Annotated in this window: 13 protein-coding genes; 2 read left to right on the top strand and 11 right to left on the bottom strand. The window is 59.9% G+C overall.

Going from position 1 to position 14,625, the window contains the following annotated elements; all coding sequences use genetic code 11:
- Positions 1 to 109 precede the first annotated feature (109 nt).
- The 7 genes from hisH to G560_RS0104250 all read right to left on the bottom strand — a co-directional run bounded on the left by hisH (position 110) and on the right by G560_RS0104250 (position 5,516).
- Positions 110 to 757, bottom strand: coding sequence for an imidazole glycerol phosphate synthase subunit HisH (gene hisH, locus G560_RS0104280; protein ID WP_022703077.1), 648 nt, complete (start codon positions 755 to 757; stop codon positions 110 to 112).
- Positions 758 to 1,345, bottom strand: coding sequence for an imidazoleglycerol-phosphate dehydratase HisB (hisB, locus tag G560_RS0104275; protein ID WP_022703076.1), 588 nt, complete (start codon positions 1,343 to 1,345; stop codon positions 758 to 760). It abuts the gene before it with no gap.
- A 67-nt stretch (positions 1,346 to 1,412) separates the two neighbouring features.
- Complete coding sequence (locus G560_RS0104270) at positions 1,413 to 2,321, bottom strand: metal ABC transporter permease (protein WP_022703075.1); 909 nt, start codon at positions 2,319 to 2,321, stop codon at positions 1,413 to 1,415.
- Positions 2,321 to 3,205 carry a metal ABC transporter permease gene (locus tag G560_RS18510; protein ID WP_022703074.1) on the bottom strand — a complete coding sequence of 295 codons (885 nt, stop codon included), beginning with the start codon at positions 3,203 to 3,205 and terminating at the stop codon, positions 2,321 to 2,323. The genes G560_RS0104270 and G560_RS18510 overlap by 1 nt, the downstream gene beginning before the upstream one ends.
- Positions 3,206 to 3,220: 15 nt before the next feature.
- Positions 3,221 to 3,952: a metal ABC transporter ATP-binding protein gene (locus G560_RS18505; protein ID WP_022703073.1), complete on the bottom strand. Its 732-nt coding sequence runs from the start codon at positions 3,950 to 3,952 to the stop codon at positions 3,221 to 3,223.
- On the bottom strand, positions 3,953 to 4,918 hold the full coding sequence (locus tag G560_RS0104255) for a metal ABC transporter solute-binding protein, Zn/Mn family (protein WP_022703072.1): 966 nt from the start codon (positions 4,916 to 4,918) through the stop codon (positions 3,953 to 3,955).
- 85 nt (positions 4,919 to 5,003) lie between these two features.
- A complete protein-coding gene (locus G560_RS0104250) occupies positions 5,004 to 5,516 on the bottom strand; it encodes a transglycosylase SLT domain-containing protein (protein WP_022703071.1) in 513 nt (170 codons plus the stop codon).
- Between the two features lie 249 nt (positions 5,517 to 5,765).
- Here G560_RS0104250 and G560_RS0104245 point away from each other — a divergent pair, with 249 nt between their 5' ends.
- Entirely contained in the window at positions 5,766 to 7,052 is a 1,287-nt protein-coding gene (locus G560_RS0104245; protein WP_022703070.1) for an O-acetylhomoserine aminocarboxypropyltransferase/cysteine synthase family protein, read from the top strand.
- Between the two features lie 184 nt (positions 7,053 to 7,236).
- On the opposite strand, the gene G560_RS0104240 is transcribed toward G560_RS0104245, so the two are convergent.
- The 4 genes from G560_RS0104240 to G560_RS0104225 all read right to left on the bottom strand — a co-directional run bounded on the left by G560_RS0104240 (position 7,237) and on the right by G560_RS0104225 (position 10,997).
- On the bottom strand, positions 7,237 to 7,686 hold the full coding sequence (locus G560_RS0104240) for a GNAT family N-acetyltransferase (protein ID WP_028913716.1): 450 nt from the start codon (positions 7,684 to 7,686) through the stop codon (positions 7,237 to 7,239).
- 269 nt (positions 7,687 to 7,955) lie between these two features.
- Entirely contained in the window at positions 7,956 to 8,858 is a 903-nt protein-coding gene (locus tag G560_RS0104235; protein WP_155947141.1) for a hypothetical protein, read from the bottom strand.
- 168 nt (positions 8,859 to 9,026) lie between these two features.
- Entirely contained in the window at positions 9,027 to 10,232 is a 1,206-nt protein-coding gene (locus G560_RS0104230) for an aminotransferase-like domain-containing protein (RefSeq protein ID WP_022703067.1), read from the bottom strand.
- An 81-nt stretch (positions 10,233 to 10,313) separates the two neighbouring features.
- Positions 10,314 to 10,997: an SIMPL domain-containing protein gene (locus G560_RS0104225; protein ID WP_022703066.1), complete on the bottom strand. Its 684-nt coding sequence runs from the start codon at positions 10,995 to 10,997 to the stop codon at positions 10,314 to 10,316.
- A 193-nt stretch (positions 10,998 to 11,190) separates the two neighbouring features.
- Between G560_RS0104225 and G560_RS20235 the strand changes: the two genes are divergently transcribed.
- Complete coding sequence (locus tag G560_RS20235) at positions 11,191 to 14,385, top strand: hypothetical protein (protein WP_022703065.1); 3,195 nt, start codon at positions 11,191 to 11,193, stop codon at positions 14,383 to 14,385.
- Positions 14,386 to 14,625: the final 240 nt, after the last annotated feature.

Raw genomic sequence — 14,625 nt, 5'->3', positions numbered from 1 at the left:
GGTTCTATTCCTGCCAGTTCGGGGATGTTGCTGGCCACCCCGCCCCGCCCCGATCAGACACCTGCGCCACACCCGCAGAGATCTGATCCACAACGGCGCGCAGGTCGACCTAAGGCGCCCAGCGCAGGAAATTACCGATAAGACGCAACCCGTTTGCTTGACTTTTTTCAGGGTGGAACTGCATGCCGACCATCGTATCACGGCCAATGATCGCCGTAATATCACCGGCATAATCCACATGGGCAAGGCGTTCCGCAGGGTTGGTCACGCGGAAATGGTAGGAATGGACGAAATAGGTGTGATCGCCCGTCGCCAATCCCGCCAGAACCGGATGCGCCTGCCCTTGATCGCTGACAATCAGGTCATTCCAACCCATATGCGGCACCTTGAGCGTGGGGTCCGCTGGCACAATCTTGACCACCTCGCCAGCGATCCAGTCAAAGCCCTTGGTATCAGTATATTCGCGGCCCCATGTCGCCATCATCTGCATCCCCACACAAATGCCCAAAAAGGGCACGGCACGGCGGGTCACGCTGTCTTCAATCGCCTCAAACAATCCGCCATAGCTGCCCAGCGCGCGGCGACAAGCCGGAAAGGCACCGTCACCGGGCAAGACGATGCGGTCGGCGCGGACCACATCTTCGGGGCGCGAAGACACCAGAACATCCCCGCCGCCCACCTCTAACGCCATGCGCTGAAAAGCTTTTTCCGCAGAATGCAGGTTACCAGAGTCGTAATCCACCAGAACCGTCAACATTCACAGGCTGCCTTTGGTCGAAGGAATAGCATCCGAACGCCGTGGATCTGGTTCTACCGCCTCGCGCAGCGCACGGGCCACGGCCTTGAACCCCGCCTCGGCGATGTGGTGGCTGTTGAAGCCGTGGATCATATCGACATGCAGGGTGATGCCGCCATGGATCGCCAGAGCCTGAAAAAACTCGCGCACCAATTCGGTATCAAACGTGCCAATTTTCGCGGTCGGGAACGGCATGTTCCACACCAAAAACGGCCGCGCCGACAGGTCCAGCGCGCAACGGATCAGCGCGTCATCCATCGCGAGGTGAAAGCTGCCATAGCGGCGGATACCCCGCTTGTCGCCAAGGGCCTGCGCAAGCGCTTGGCCCAGTGCAATGCCCACATCTTCGACCGTGTGGTGATCGTCGATGTGCAGATCGCCTGTGGCCTTGACGGTGATATCAATCAGGGAATGGCGGGCCAGTTGGTCCAGCATATGATCAAAGAACCCGACGCCTGTTTGGATATCTGATTGGCCCGTGCCATCCAAATTGATCGCCACGGTGATCTTGGTCTCATTGGTAGTGCGGGAAAGGCTGGCCTTGCGCATCGCATGCTCCGGTCTGTTTTATACGGTTGGAGCGGTTATAGGCGGCACAGGGGGGCTTGGGAAGGGCTTAGCCAGCTTTGCGGTGCGGGCCGAACACGGCGGCCAAGGCCAGCAGGATCCCCGAGGTCACTGCGATCATCCCCGCCGCCGAAACAGCGCCGGACAGGCCCAGCCACTCTGGCCCAAACCCAGCCATCACATAGCCGATGACAGCAGACAAGACGGCCACCCCGATGCTTAAAAACACCTGTACGCCCAAACGGTTGGTCAGCAGCCGCGCGGTGGCGGGTGGACAAATCAGCATGGCGATAGTCAGAATGGACCCAACGGCGGTAAAGGCCGCGACCGAGGCCATCGCCGTGGCAGCAACAACCCCCAATGAAATGCCGCCCACAGGCAGGCCCAGAACCGCCGCATGGCCAGCATCAAAAGACGCCATCACCAAGGGCCGCCAAAACACCCACATCAACACGGACAGCACAGCCAAAACCACGCCAAGCTGCGCCAGTTCCGGCGGCAGGCCCGCCAAGGCCACGGGATCGATCAGCGATGACCAGCCCTGCGCATCCAGCCAGATGAGGCTTTCCAAATTGCCATACAGCGCGTGTTCGACATCCAGATGCACCCCAGACGCGCCCGTCAGTTCCAACAGCAACACCCCGCTGGCAAACATGGTGGTGAAGGTCATTCCCATCGCCGCCCCAGGATCAACCCGCGCCAGCCGCACCACCGCCTCGACCATCAAGGCCGAGATCAGCGCCGCCACCCCAGCCCCAGCAAACATCACCCAGCCCGACACCTGCCCCGTCAGCAAAAACCCCATGATCAGCCCTGGCAACACCGAATGCGCCATCATATCGCCCATCATCGCCTGCCTGCGCAGCAACAAGAAATTGCCAGGCAGCGCGCAAGACACCGCCGCCAAAACGCCAATTAGAATAGGCACCAGCGACAGAACAACGAAATCAGCCCCCATCACGCGGCCCTCCGCAGGCGGCCAATCAGCCCGCGTTTGGGTGCGATTACCGCCGAAATGGCAAAGGCCAAAAACACCAGCGCCACAATCACAGCGCCCGTGGGCAGTCCCGACACCGCCGCCGACAGCGCAGCGCCGCCATAGCCCGCCGCACCGCCAATGCCTGCCGCGATCAGCACCATCACGCCCACACGGTCCGTCCACATCCGCGCGGCAACAGCTGGCGTAATCAGCAAAGCCACCACCAAAATCGCGCCAACCACCCGAATGCCCAGCAACACAACAGCCAAAACCAGCGCCATCAAAGCCGCATCCACCCACGCGGGCCGCACCCCCATCACGGTCGCATAGCTCGGATCGAAGGCGACCATGATCAACACGCGGCGCAAAACAAACAGCGCGACAAGTACCAAAACCCCACCGCCAGCGATCAGATACACATCTTCGCGCAACATGCCTGCGGTTGATCCCAGCAAGAAGCCTTCTAACCCCGCTTGTCGCCCTGCCCCAAGCCCTTGGATAAAGGTCAGCAGCACAATGCCCGCCCCGTAGAAAGTAGACAGCACAATCCCGATCGCCGCATCTTCGGGCAGGCGTGTGCCACGCACCAACCCTTGCAGCACCCACAGCCCCAGCAGCGACGACACCCCCGCCCCCAGCAGCAAACCTGGCAAAAACCGTCCCTCGCCGCCAAAGGCAACCATAATCAAAAACGCCAACCCCACACCGGGCAAGGTGGCATGGGCCATCGCATCGGGCACCAAGGACCGCTTGCGCAAAAACAAAAACGCCCCCACAGCCCCCGTGGCCAGCCCCAGCGCCATCGCCCCCAGCGTGACCAGCGTGGCGTTATAGCCCGATTGCAGTAAAAAGGATTGGATCATAAGGGCTTGGAAACCTCAGGCGATCTGCATAGCAGGCAAGGCCCCGCCATAGGTTTCGCGCAACCGTTCGGGCGTAAACACCTCGCCTACCGGCCCCACTGCAATCAACCGGCGGTTCAGCAGCAACACACGGTCAAACCAAACCGGCACCGATGCTAGATCATGATGCACCGCCACAACCGCCGCACCTTCATCGCGTAGCGATTGCAATACCTTTACAATCGCCGCCTCGGTTTTGGCATCAACGCCAGCAAAGGGCTCGTCCAGCAAATACAGCTGCGCGCGCTGCGCCAAGGCACGGGCCAAAAACACTCGTTGTTGCTGCCCACCCGAAAGCGCGCCAATCTGCCGCTTGGCAAAATCCGTCAATTCGACCCGCGCAAGACACTCCATCGCAAAGGACCGATCCGCCGCCCGCACGGGGCGCAGCAGCCCCAAGTCGCGCTGCATCCCCATCAACACCACATCAATCACACGGATCGGAAAATCCCAATCCACCGAAGCGCGTTGCGGCATATAGGCAACCTTGGCGCGCGCGGCATCCAGCGAAGTACCGAAAAACAGCGCCTCACCACCCGCCTTTGACACCACGCCCAATGCTGCCTTTAGCAAAGTCGATTTTCCGGCACCGTTCGGCCCGACAATGGCGGTCATCGCGCCCAAAGGAATATCAGCTGTAACGCTGTCCACCGCCGTTACGGCGCCATAGCGCACCGACAGATCCTCAAATGCCAACGCGACAGTCATTTACGCCCCCGCTGCCAGTTTGCCCGACAAGCCCCGCACAGGGGCATCCGCCCCCAAGGCGCGGGCAATCACCGTGACATTATGGTCAATCATGCCAGGATACGTGCCTTCATAACTGCCATCCACGCCCATCGCGTCCGAAAACAGTTCTCCGCCGATGATAACTTCATGTCCCTGCGCCGCTGCCCCTTCGACCAAGGCACGCATAGCCCGATCAGGAACCGAGCTTTCGACAAATACCGCACGCACCTCACGCGCGACCAGCAAATCAACCAATTCGCCGATCCGCGCCAAGCCTGCTTCGCTTTCGGTCGAAATCCCTTGAATGCCCTGCACTTCAAACCCGTAGGCGCGGCCAAAGTAGGAAAACGCATCATGCGCAGTCACCAGCACCCGCGCCTCGGGCGCAACTGCGGCCAAGACATCGCGGGCATAGGTATCCAGCGCGGTGATCTCATCTCGATAGACAGCCGCATTGGTGCCCAGTTCATCCGCCCTACCCGGCTCCAACGCGATCAACGCCGCCTCAACCGCTGTCACGGCATCCAGCCACAAAATCGGGTCCATCCAGACATGCGGATCATGGTGATCTGCGTACCCAGCCCATGCCAATAATTTATCCTTGGCAATTGCTTCGGCCACCGGCACCACAGTCACCCGCCGTGCAATATCGGCCATAAATTCAACCAATTGCGCCTCAAGCCGCAAGCCGTGCCACAGCACAAGGTCGGCGCGCACAAGCGATGCAATATCGCTGCGGGTTTGGCGGTAGCTGTGCGGGTCCACTCCCGGCCCCATTAGCGCCGCAACTTCGCCCCCGCTGATCCGGCGGGCAGCATCGGCGATCATACCCGTGGTCGCCACAATGCTGGGTGCAGCACTGGCAAATGAGGCAGACGAAAGCGTAAACAAGGCCGGCAGCGCTGCAAGCAGGCTCCGACGCGAGATCTGGGACATGTTTTCCATGCCCCCTACATATTGCGAATGCTTCGCAAAGTCAAGAGGGTTGCGAACGGTTCGCAGCGCGAACTTAGGCCAAATGGCCCTTGGTTTAGCTGCGCAAGCCCGTCTCTTTCAGCATTCCACGGCGCTTTGCCTCGTAATAGTACCCCCGCGAATACCATTTGACTGCCGTGTCATAACTGCCATCCGCCAAAAGCCATGCGCCACGCAGATACTTGACCCCGTATTTCAAATTGGTTTCGGCATCCAACAGGCCGGTATTTGGCCCGGAAAAGCCAACGCCACGCGCGGTAGCTGGCAGAATTTGCATCAACCCGAAATAGGGGCCATTGCGCGCGGCGGGGCGATGATGGCTTTCGCGGATAATGATCTTGTGCACCAAGGGGCGCGGCACATCGTAAAGATCGGCGTATTGGTTAATCAAGCGCCGTAACTCTGCCGTTTCATTTACATGCAACGGCGGATCAAGGGCCGCGTCGTCATTGGGCGCAAAGGCTTGCCCGAGTGAACCCCTTGCCCCACCTTGCTTGCCGCCGCTGCCACAGGCCGAAACCCATGCAACCATGCCCAAAACTGCCAAACGCCGATTGATCATTACCATTAAACTCTCCTGAACCTGACGCCATCTGCATAACTTTGTGCTGCAATTCTGGCAAATACTGGTTTTGCGCATCAGCTTTTTCCCGCCGAGAGGGTTTAGCGGGACGGTATTCCAGAAAGCCATCGTTTCGCGGAAAAATCATCGGAGCGATTGGGGCAGCCTTTGAAATCGGCCAATTGTGCTAGGCAGGGCTTTGCCCTAACGTCGCGCGAAATTGGCGATACTGACCAGCAAAACAGGGGAAAACACATGTCCGATCCAGCAAACTATGGCTTTGATACATTGCAAATTCACGCGGGCGCGCGGCCTGATCCGGCGACGGGGGCGCGGCAGATCCCGATTTACCAGACCACAGCTTATGTTTTCCGCGATGCCGATCACGCTGCGGCCTTGTTCAATCTGGCCGAGGTTGGCTACATCTACTCCCGCCTGACCAACCCGACCGTCGCCGCTTTGGCAGAACGGATCGCTGCGTTGGAGGGCGGTGTGGGCGCGGTTTGCTGCTCGTCGGGTCACGCGGCGCAGCTTATGGCGTTGTTTCCCTTGATGCAGCCGGGCTGCAATGTGGTCGCGTCCAGCCGTCTTTATGGTGGCACCATCCAGCAGTTTTCCAACACGATCCGCAAGTTCGGCTGGTCGGCCAAGTTCGTTGATTTTGACGATCTGGATGCGGTCGCGGCGGCGGTGGATGACAACACCCGCGCAATTTTCTGTGAAAGCATCGCGAACCCCGGCGGCTATATCACCGATATTCCGGCGATTGCAAAAGTGGCCGACAAGGCGGGCCTGCCCCTGATCGTCGACAACACGACCGGCACGCCCTATCTGTGCCAGCCGATCAAACTGGGGGCGACTTTGGTGGTCCATTCCACCACGAAATATCTGACCGGGAACGGCACGGTGACCGGCGGCTGTGTGGTTGATAGTGGCACGTTTGACTGGTCCGCATCGGGCAAATTCCCCAGCTTGTCCGAGCCGGAGCCAGCCTATCACGGCATCAAATTCCATGAGGCTTTGGGCGGCATGGCCTTCACGTTCCATTCCATCGCGATTGGTTTGCGGGATTTGGGCATGACGATGAACCCCCAAGGCGCGCATTATACGTTGATGGGCATTGAAACCCTGTCCTTGCGGATGGCGCGGCATGTGGAAAACGCGCAAAAGGTTTCCGAATGGCTGGAAAAGCACCCCAAGGTCGAAAAGGTCACCTATGCGGGGCTCGACAGCTCTCCTTATAAAAAACGGGTTGCGACTGTATGCCCGAAAGGGGCTGGCGGGCTGTTTACCGTATCTTTGAAGGGCGGGTACGAGGCCTGTGTCAAGCTGGTGTCCGAGCTGAAATTGTTCAGCCATGTGGCCAATCTGGGCGACACCCGCAGCCTTGTTATTCACCCCGCCTCGACCACGCATCGCCAGCTTTCCGAGGCCCAGCAAACAGCGGCAGGGGCGGCACCGAATACCCTTCGTTTGTCGATCGGGATTGAGGATGCGGCCGATATTATTGGCGATCTGGAGCAGGCCTTGGCCACGCTTTAAGGGCTGAAAACAGGTGTCCGCGCGAGGATGACCGCGCGCGGGCATTTTTATATGGCATTGATATATAACGGTTTTGATATTTTTGTTAACTGAATTTTAATGCGGACGCGGGTGCGGGGGTGTTGGGGTGAAACCCCACCCTACGGCAGAGTCGGGGTGAACCCCGACCTACGGGACGCGGGGATCAATCGGTCTTTTCATAGGTTAAAAACGGGGTCAGGGTCGCGACCTGATCATAGAGTTTTCGGGCGGTGATATTCGTGTCTTGGGTGTTCCAATAGGTCGTGGGAATACCGTCACGTTTGGCCGCCGCATGCACCGCGTCAATCAACGCCCGCGCGACCCCTTTGCCGCGTGCGGATGGGTCGGTGAACAGGTCCATCAGATAGCAGGTATCGGCCACCGTCCACATAAAGCGGTGATAGAGGAAATGGGCGAGGCCCACGGGTTTGCCACCCATTTCCGCAATCAGGCATTTGTATTCGTTTGCGTTGGGTGAGAGGAGGCGGGCGAAAGAGGTTCTATAAACCTGTTCGGGGACCGTGGTTTGGTAAAATGCAAGATAGGCAGTCCACAGGCGGCGCCATTCGGGTTCGTCGGCGGCGGTGAGGGGGCGGATGGTGATTGTGGGCATGGGTGCGGCCTTTCGCGGGGGGTTGGGCAGCGTAAGGCGGGTTTGGCGGTGGGGCAAAGTGGGCGCGGGGTGTGCGAGCACACCATACGGGTCTGCACTGAAAGACGTGCCAAAAACCTTCAACAAATGGATAGGTTTTGAACGGGGTTTGTGGCAGCGTCGAACGGGGGTAGTTTAGACATGTTCCAAAAACGAGCGTTTCTGGAACGTGCGTTGAGTGGCTGCTATGCGCAGGGAGCGGGGTTTGCAAAGTCGAGCCATAAAAGCCGTTAGCTGCCTTTTTGTTGCAATGCCTTACTTATTTTCATCGCATAGGCCACTTCGGGTACGAGACGCTCCGATCTAGCTGATCCAATTGCCTGAACTAAAGTTTTTAGGGCAGCTTGGGCGCTGACTGTGCCTGCAGGAACTAAACCGCCCGCAATGAATGCCGATCCAATCGCAGGGACGCCATCTTTCCAAAAAGAGTAGCCTGCCCGACGCAACTGCTTAGAGGCCAATGATGAGACTGATTCCTCGAGAATTCTTGCCTTTGGTGCCAATTTGAAAGCCGCCTCGCTTTCTGCCCACCGAAGGACATCCTTGTATTGGCCATCCTTTAGACGCTCATAGGATTGTTCGGCCAGCGTGGATGCGACCTCAAGGTAGCTATGTCGCTCCTCTTGCAACTTCTCTTTTATCCGCTCGATCTCGTCGTCTGCGAAAAAGTCGAAAGTTACATTGGGAAGCATGATATCCAAGCCTACTGCCGCAAGACAAAGGACTGCAGTTTGCGCGTTCAACCCATGGTCCCTAAGATACGCTCGGTGAATCGCATCCGAAGAAGAAAGGACGAATTCCCGTTTAGGAACCGTAAGGCCTAGCATAGCGCCAGTTTCGGGGTCTGGGGACTGCTCCCATGATCCTTCCTGCAAATATACTAAGGCTGGCATTTCGAGGGACTTGGCGTCACCTGGAAACAGATCAGCTTCTTCAAGTATACGTTTCTGCGACTCCGAAAGACGTTTTACGTCAATACCCAATGCACCAAGAGTTTCCCGTTTTGACCATTCCGAGTTTAGATAAAAAACGGCTGGTGTGGCTATATCTGCAACGAATCTGATGCAACTTAGGAATCGTTTATTCAGAAGGCCATTTTTTTCATTTATGTCCAGGGCGGCTCTGTAAAACAACGTGGCTCTCCTCAAGTTCACAAACTATTTATACAAATCTCAATGATTTGGGCAATGACCACTCTGGGCTGAGAGCTATCATTAGGGCGCTCCAAAAAGGACCGTTTTTGGAACGACTTGAAATGGTCTCCAATGTTAGCGGCCTTTGACACCACCATTTTCGCCCCCCTACCCCCGCAGCAAAGCGCCCAGCCGTTTGATGCCTTCGCCGATCGTTGCCTCATCCGCGCGGGAAAAGGACAGGCGGATGGTGTTTGTGCCGGAACCATCGGCGAAAAAGGCCGATCCGGGGACAAAGGCGACGCGCTGGGTTTTTAGGGATTTGGCCAGCAGGTCGGCGCCGTTCATGCCCTTTGGCAAGGTGATCCAGACGAACATGCCGCCTTCGGGCCGTGTCCATTCCACGCCAGCGGGCATGTGTTGGGTCAGGGCCGCCAGCATTGCATCGCGCCGCGCGCGGTAGGCGGTGCGGATGCGTGCGACGTGTTCGTCAAAGATTTTGCCCGCAACATCGGCGATGGCCATTTGGTTCAGGGTGGACGAATGCAGATCGGCGGCTTGTTTCATCAGGACGAGGCGAGAGATGACCTCTTTCGCGCCGCAGATCCAACCCACGCGCAGACCGGGGGCGAGGGTTTTGGAGAAGGAGCCGCAATAGAGCGTGCGGCAAGCCTCGATACTGCCTTTTTGTTCGATTTCCATGGCGAGGATCGGGGGGACGGCGTCACCATCAAAGCGCAGGGATTGATAGGCGGCGTCTTCGATAATCGCGATGTCGAGGTCATCGGCGAGGGTCAGCATGGTTTGGCGGGTGGCGGCATCCAGCGTTTCGCCAGTGGGGTTGGCGAAATCGACCGACATATAGGCGAATTTGACGCGGCCGCCTTTGGCCTGTGCGGTTTGGGCGTAGTCGGCGGCGGAGCGGTTGCCGCGCGGATCAAGGCGGTCATATTCGGGTTCATAGGCGTTGAACGCGCCTAAAGCGCCGAGGTAGGTGGGCCAACCGACGAGGGCGGTATCGCGCGGCGACAGCATGAGTTTGCCAAGGTAATCAAGCGCTTGTTGGGAACCAGAGGTGATGAGGATATTGTCGGCATCACAGGGCACGCCGATGCGCGCCATTTGGCCCGCAATCCAGTCGCGCAGGGGTTTGTAGCCTTCGGACACGGAATATTGCAGGGCGGCCTCGGCCCTTGGGCCGGTCAGGATGTCGCTGATCGCGGATTGAAATTCAGCGGCGGGAAAGAAGGCGGGATCGGGGATTCCGCCTGCAAACGAGATAATATCGGGTTGGTCTAGCAGTTTCAGCAGCTCTCGGATTTCCGAGGCTTTCATGCGGCTGGTGCGGCTGGCGAAAACGTGGTCCCAATTCATCTGATGCGTCCCCCGAAGATGTTTCGGGGGAAGAAGTGGCGCGGAATTATGGGTAAGTCAATAAGGCTGACGTACCGCAGGTTAGTTGGCGATGGCCCAGGTGATGGTGACGGCGGCCGAGAGGGTGACCTCGCCCGCAGCGATCGGGGTGCTGTCCATCATGGCGCGGGCGAATTGCGGGCCGGGGGTGGGGGTGCCGCCTTCGGTGATGGTCAGGACGGGGCCAAGGGTGATGCCTGCGGCGGTGGCATAGATTTCGGCGCGGTGGCGGGCATCGGCGACCGCGCGTTGGCGGGCCTCATCCAGCAAAGGGGCCGGGTCGGTGACGGCGAATTGGACGTTGTTGAAAGTGTTCGCGCCGTCAATGATCGCGCCGTCGATCAGGGTGCCAAGGGCTGCAAGGTCATGCACACGGACCGAGAGCTGGTTGCTGGCAGTGTAGCCGTCGATGGCGCTGCTGCTGGACAGGCTGCTGTTGGTCCAATTGGCCTGCAGTGACAGGGCAGAGGTTTGCAAGTCGCGCGGCGCGATCCCTGCGGCAGAGAGATTGGCGAGAACCGTGGTCATTTGGGCGGCATTCGCGTCCATCACCTCTTTCGCGGTTTTGGCCGTCGAGGTGACGCCGAGCGACAGGGTTGCCATGTCGGGGGCGGCGGAAACCTCGCCTTCGCCGGTGATGGTGATCAGGGCGGGGGGCGTTTGGGCGTAAGCGGCGGGGGAAAGCGCCAAAAGAGCTGTGAAAATCAGGCTGTGGTATACACGCATAGCGGGTTCTCCTAGGGTTTGCGTTGGTCGCGAGTCGATTTGCGCGCCCGTCCACCAGATTCTGGGCGGAAATGGGCCGAAAGGACAGGAATATCGCGGGCTTTTTCTTTCATTCGGCAAAAAGCTGCTGTAGGACAAGATTAACCTAGGGCGGGACTCCACGCGCCTTTTCCTTTTGTGCTAGACCCGTGCAATGAAACCAAATTTCGCCTTAAACATCACCGATACGGCCATCAGCCTTTTGCACCGCACATCGCGCGGCTGGCTTGAGGTTGGGTCTGCCAATTTTGACGCCTCCGATCTGGAGGAGGCGTTGGGATATTTGCGCGCGTCAGCTTTGGGGCTGTCGCCGCACGGGATCACGACCAAGCTGATTTTGCCACCGGGCCAGATTCTGTACACCGAGGTTGAGGTAACGGGCGTGGATAAGGCCGCGCGCGAGGTGGAAATCAGGGCCGCGCTGGAGGGGCGCACGCCCTATGCGGTCGAAGATCTGGTCTTTGACTGGCGCGGCACGGGGTCTGTCGTCAAGGTGGCCGTGGTCGCCCGCGAAACGCTGGAAGAGGCAGAAGCCTTTGCCGAGGCGCATCGCTTTAACGCGGTATCCTTTGTGACGCTGCCGACTGAGGGGCAATTCGCCGGAGAGCCGTGGTTTGGCATGACCAAGGGTGCGGCGTCGATTTTGCCGGAGGGCGAGAAGGTTACACGCGACCAAGATCCGGTTGTGGTAATCAGCCGCGAGGCCCCAAAAGACACGACCAAAGCCCCAGAGACTGTAGCACCGGTTGTTGAGGCGCCTATTGCAGAGCCTGTTGACGCGCCAAAGGCCGAGGCGGCGGCTGCACAGGATGATCGCAAAGATATGGCCGAAGAGGCTGCGCAGCAGGCTGAGGCGGAAAAAGCGGCAGAGCAGCAGCGCGCCGAACGCGAAAAGGCCGAAGTCCGCAGGCTGGCCGATGAGCAGCGGGCCGAGGCCGAAGCGCGGGCGCGGGACAAGGCGGACGCAGATGCAAGAGCCGAGGCCGAAGCGGCCGCCGAAGCCGAAGCGCTGCGCAAAGGCGAGATTGCACGCGCCGAAATGGAACGGCGCGCGCAAGAGCTTGCACAGGCCGAAGCGAAGCGTTTGGTCGAAGAGGCCGAAAAAAACAAAGCGGCGATGCTGGAACGTGAAAAATCCAAAGCTGCGCTGATTGAAGCCGAGCGCAAACGCGCCTCTAGCGAAGCAGCAGCCGCCGAAGAGGCCGCCGCCGCGTTCAACGGTGTTACCGATCCAGGCATAGCGGAAACCAACGAGACAGCCCCAGCCCCGACCGCATCTTTTGCCAGCCGCAGGCGCGACGACGCCACGTCTGCCCCATCGCTTGGGCCTGCAACTGGCGCTGTTGCTGGAGGTGGCGCTGGACAGCAATTGCCCAAAATCACCAGCGCCGTGGCCGGACCTGCGCCAGAGGCCAGAATTGACCGGCCTGCGGGCAATCCCAAAGGACCAGCTGCCCCGGCGATCACATCCATCGCGGCGCGTGGGCCTGATGCCCCAGCCCCGAGCGGCCCAAAACCCGTCGGCACCGCAGCCGGTTCGGGCGAAACGGCAGGGCCTGCCGCAGGGCCTGCCGTCGCACGAAAACCCTTGAACGGCACAGCTGCTTTTGCAACGGGTGCCAAGGCCGAAGTCGGCAAGACATCGGATGCCGCGGCCCGTGCCAAGCCGGCAGCCAAAAGCGTTGGCGCGATGGTCACGGCGGCAACGATACCCGGCACGTCGATGGCCTTGTCGCGCTTTAAATCCAAACTGAAGGCCAAACCAGCGGCACAACCCGCCGCATCTGCGGCGCGCAAGGGCAGTGCAGCGGATGTCTCGTTGGACAAATTCGCCGCAAAAATGACCCCGCGGCGTGGCAAGCCGCGCTTTTTGGGCCTGATCCTGACGCTGATTTTGCTTGGCCTGTTGGCAGGCGTGGCAGCGTGGTCGTCGATTTATTTGTCACGCGATGACACAGCGCCACAAACGGTGCAGCAAGCCGATGCGACAGCGCCGGATGGCGCGCCATCCGATACGCCGACAGACACGCCTACGGGTTCGGGCGTGTCTGATGCCGAAGCCGTGGCGGATGCCGAGGCCGAGTTGCCGCCCGTGCAAACGGTCGCAAGTGCCGAAGAGGCCGCAGCCCCCGCCCTGCCTGATACGGTGGCGGGTGACAGCAATGCGCAAACAGCAACGGCCCCGCGCAGTGCCGAAGACGAGATTATACTGGCAGCGATTGATGCAGCGCAGCCCGCGTTTGACCCCGTGGCCCTGCCCCGCCCGCAAACACGCCCCGATGCAGCCCCTGCGGCCGTGTCGCCGCCGCCGCCCTTTGGCACGCAATATGAATTTGAACCCGATGGCACGATCAAGGCCACAGCGAATGGTGTGGTCATGCCGGACGGGTTTTGGCTGATCGCCGCCCGCCCGCCTGTGCTGCCCCCTGCACGCCCCGCCGCGCTTTCAGATCCTGATGTGCCAACGGTGGCCCCCGATGCAAATGCTGCCGCGACACCGCCGCCCGCCCCCACCGACCCGGCGGGTGCCAGTACCGCTGGACTGTCGCGGATGGAAGGCACGGTTGCAGGAACGGCGAATACGACAGGGGAGGGCACAGTTTCAGCAGCTGGCCCTTCTTTCGCTTTCGAGCAAGATGCCACGGTTGAGAACCGCCGCCCGCGCCTGCGCCCTGAAAGCCTTGATGCGGTTGCCCCTGCGCCCGCCCAAGATGACGCCGCGGTGACCCCTGATGCGGTTGTTGCCGACCCTGCGCTGGTGCGGCTGGCCAGTCTGCGTCCGCGCGCCCGGCCCAAAGCGGTTGTCGCCGCCGCAGAAGAGGCCCGCACAGCCGCTGTCGCTGCATCCTTGGCCGCAACCGCTGCCGCCGAAGAAAAAACCCAGCAAGACAGTGCATTGACAGTTGCCTTGTCGCCGCGCCCCGCCGCGCGCCCGCGTGATTTTTCCCGTGCCGTCGAAGCAGCCATTGCCGCCGCCACGCGTGAGGCCCCGCGCCGCGTTGCAGCCGCCGCTGCGGCCCCTGCCCCCAAAGCCGAAGCGCCCGCAGATATCGAAGAAGAGCATGAGCCAGAGCTGAAGGTTTCGGCGGCCCCCCGCATTCCGACCCATGCGAATGTGGCCAAGCAAGCCACGTTTAAAAGCGCGATCAACCTGTCGAAGACCAATTTGATCGGGGTCTATGGGTCTGATAAAAAGCGCTATGCGCTGATCCGCAGCGCGTCAGGGCGTTACACCAAGGTGCGGGTTGGCGATAAGGTGGATGGCGGCACGGTGGCTGCGATTACCCGCAATGAGGTCCGCTATCAAAAGGGCGGCAAGATGTTGTCGTTGTCGATGCCCAAGGGTTAGGGATTGGCGGCTTGGCGCTGCCTGCCTGCGGCGGTTTCTGCCGAATGTGACCCTGAAACGGCCAGACGGGTGGCAGTCGTGTCCGATATCCTCCTGTTTGCGTTACAAAAGTTTATCTGAGCAATCATCGCATTGTTATGGTTTTTTGGCTATGCTTGCCCCCGAGGCATGCAATCTGCGCGCATATTATAGACAGTGTATTGTGAAGGCTGTGCATTGCATGGACATCGAGCTGCGGTG

Source organism: Pseudorhodobacter ferrugineus DSM 5888, assembly GCF_000420745.1.
In the GTDB taxonomy this organism is placed as follows: Bacteria; Pseudomonadota; Alphaproteobacteria; order Rhodobacterales; family Rhodobacteraceae; genus Pseudorhodobacter; species Pseudorhodobacter ferrugineus.
The sequence above is the reverse complement of the archived record's forward strand: the minus strand, read 5'-3'. Positions and strand labels throughout refer to the sequence as shown.

Bases quoted from the DNA above. Each gene is read 5' to 3' on its own strand.
- G560_RS0104245 (WP_022703070.1), top strand. From the start codon at position 5,766: ATGTCCGATCCAGCAAACTATGGCTTTGATACATTGCAAATTCACGCG.
- G560_RS0104240 (WP_028913716.1), bottom strand. From the start codon at position 7,686: ATGCCCACAATCACCATCCGCCCCCTCACCGCCGCCGACGAACCCGAA.
- G560_RS0104270 (WP_022703075.1), bottom strand. From the start codon at position 2,321: ATGGGGGCTGATTTCGTTGTTCTGTCGCTGGTGCCTATTCTAATTGGC.
- G560_RS20235 (WP_022703065.1), top strand. From the start codon at position 11,191: ATGAAACCAAATTTCGCCTTAAACATCACCGATACGGCCATCAGCCTT.
- G560_RS18505 (WP_022703073.1), bottom strand. From the start codon at position 3,952: ATGACTGTCGCGTTGGCATTTGAGGATCTGTCGGTGCGCTATGGCGCC.
- G560_RS18510 (WP_022703074.1), bottom strand. From the start codon at position 3,205: ATGATCCAATCCTTTTTACTGCAATCGGGCTATAACGCCACGCTGGTC.
- G560_RS0104230 (WP_022703067.1), bottom strand. From the start codon at position 10,232: ATGAATTGGGACCACGTTTTCGCCAGCCGCACCAGCCGCATGAAAGCC.
- hisB (WP_022703076.1), bottom strand. From the start codon at position 1,345: ATGCGCAAGGCCAGCCTTTCCCGCACTACCAATGAGACCAAGATCACC.
- G560_RS0104225 (WP_022703066.1), bottom strand. From the start codon at position 10,997: ATGCGTGTATACCACAGCCTGATTTTCACAGCTCTTTTGGCGCTTTCC.
- G560_RS0104255 (WP_022703072.1), bottom strand. From the start codon at position 4,918: ATGGAAAACATGTCCCAGATCTCGCGTCGGAGCCTGCTTGCAGCGCTG.
- hisH (WP_022703077.1), bottom strand. From the start codon at position 757: ATGTTGACGGTTCTGGTGGATTACGACTCTGGTAACCTGCATTCTGCG.
- G560_RS0104250 (WP_022703071.1), bottom strand. From the start codon at position 5,516: ATGGTAATGATCAATCGGCGTTTGGCAGTTTTGGGCATGGTTGCATGG.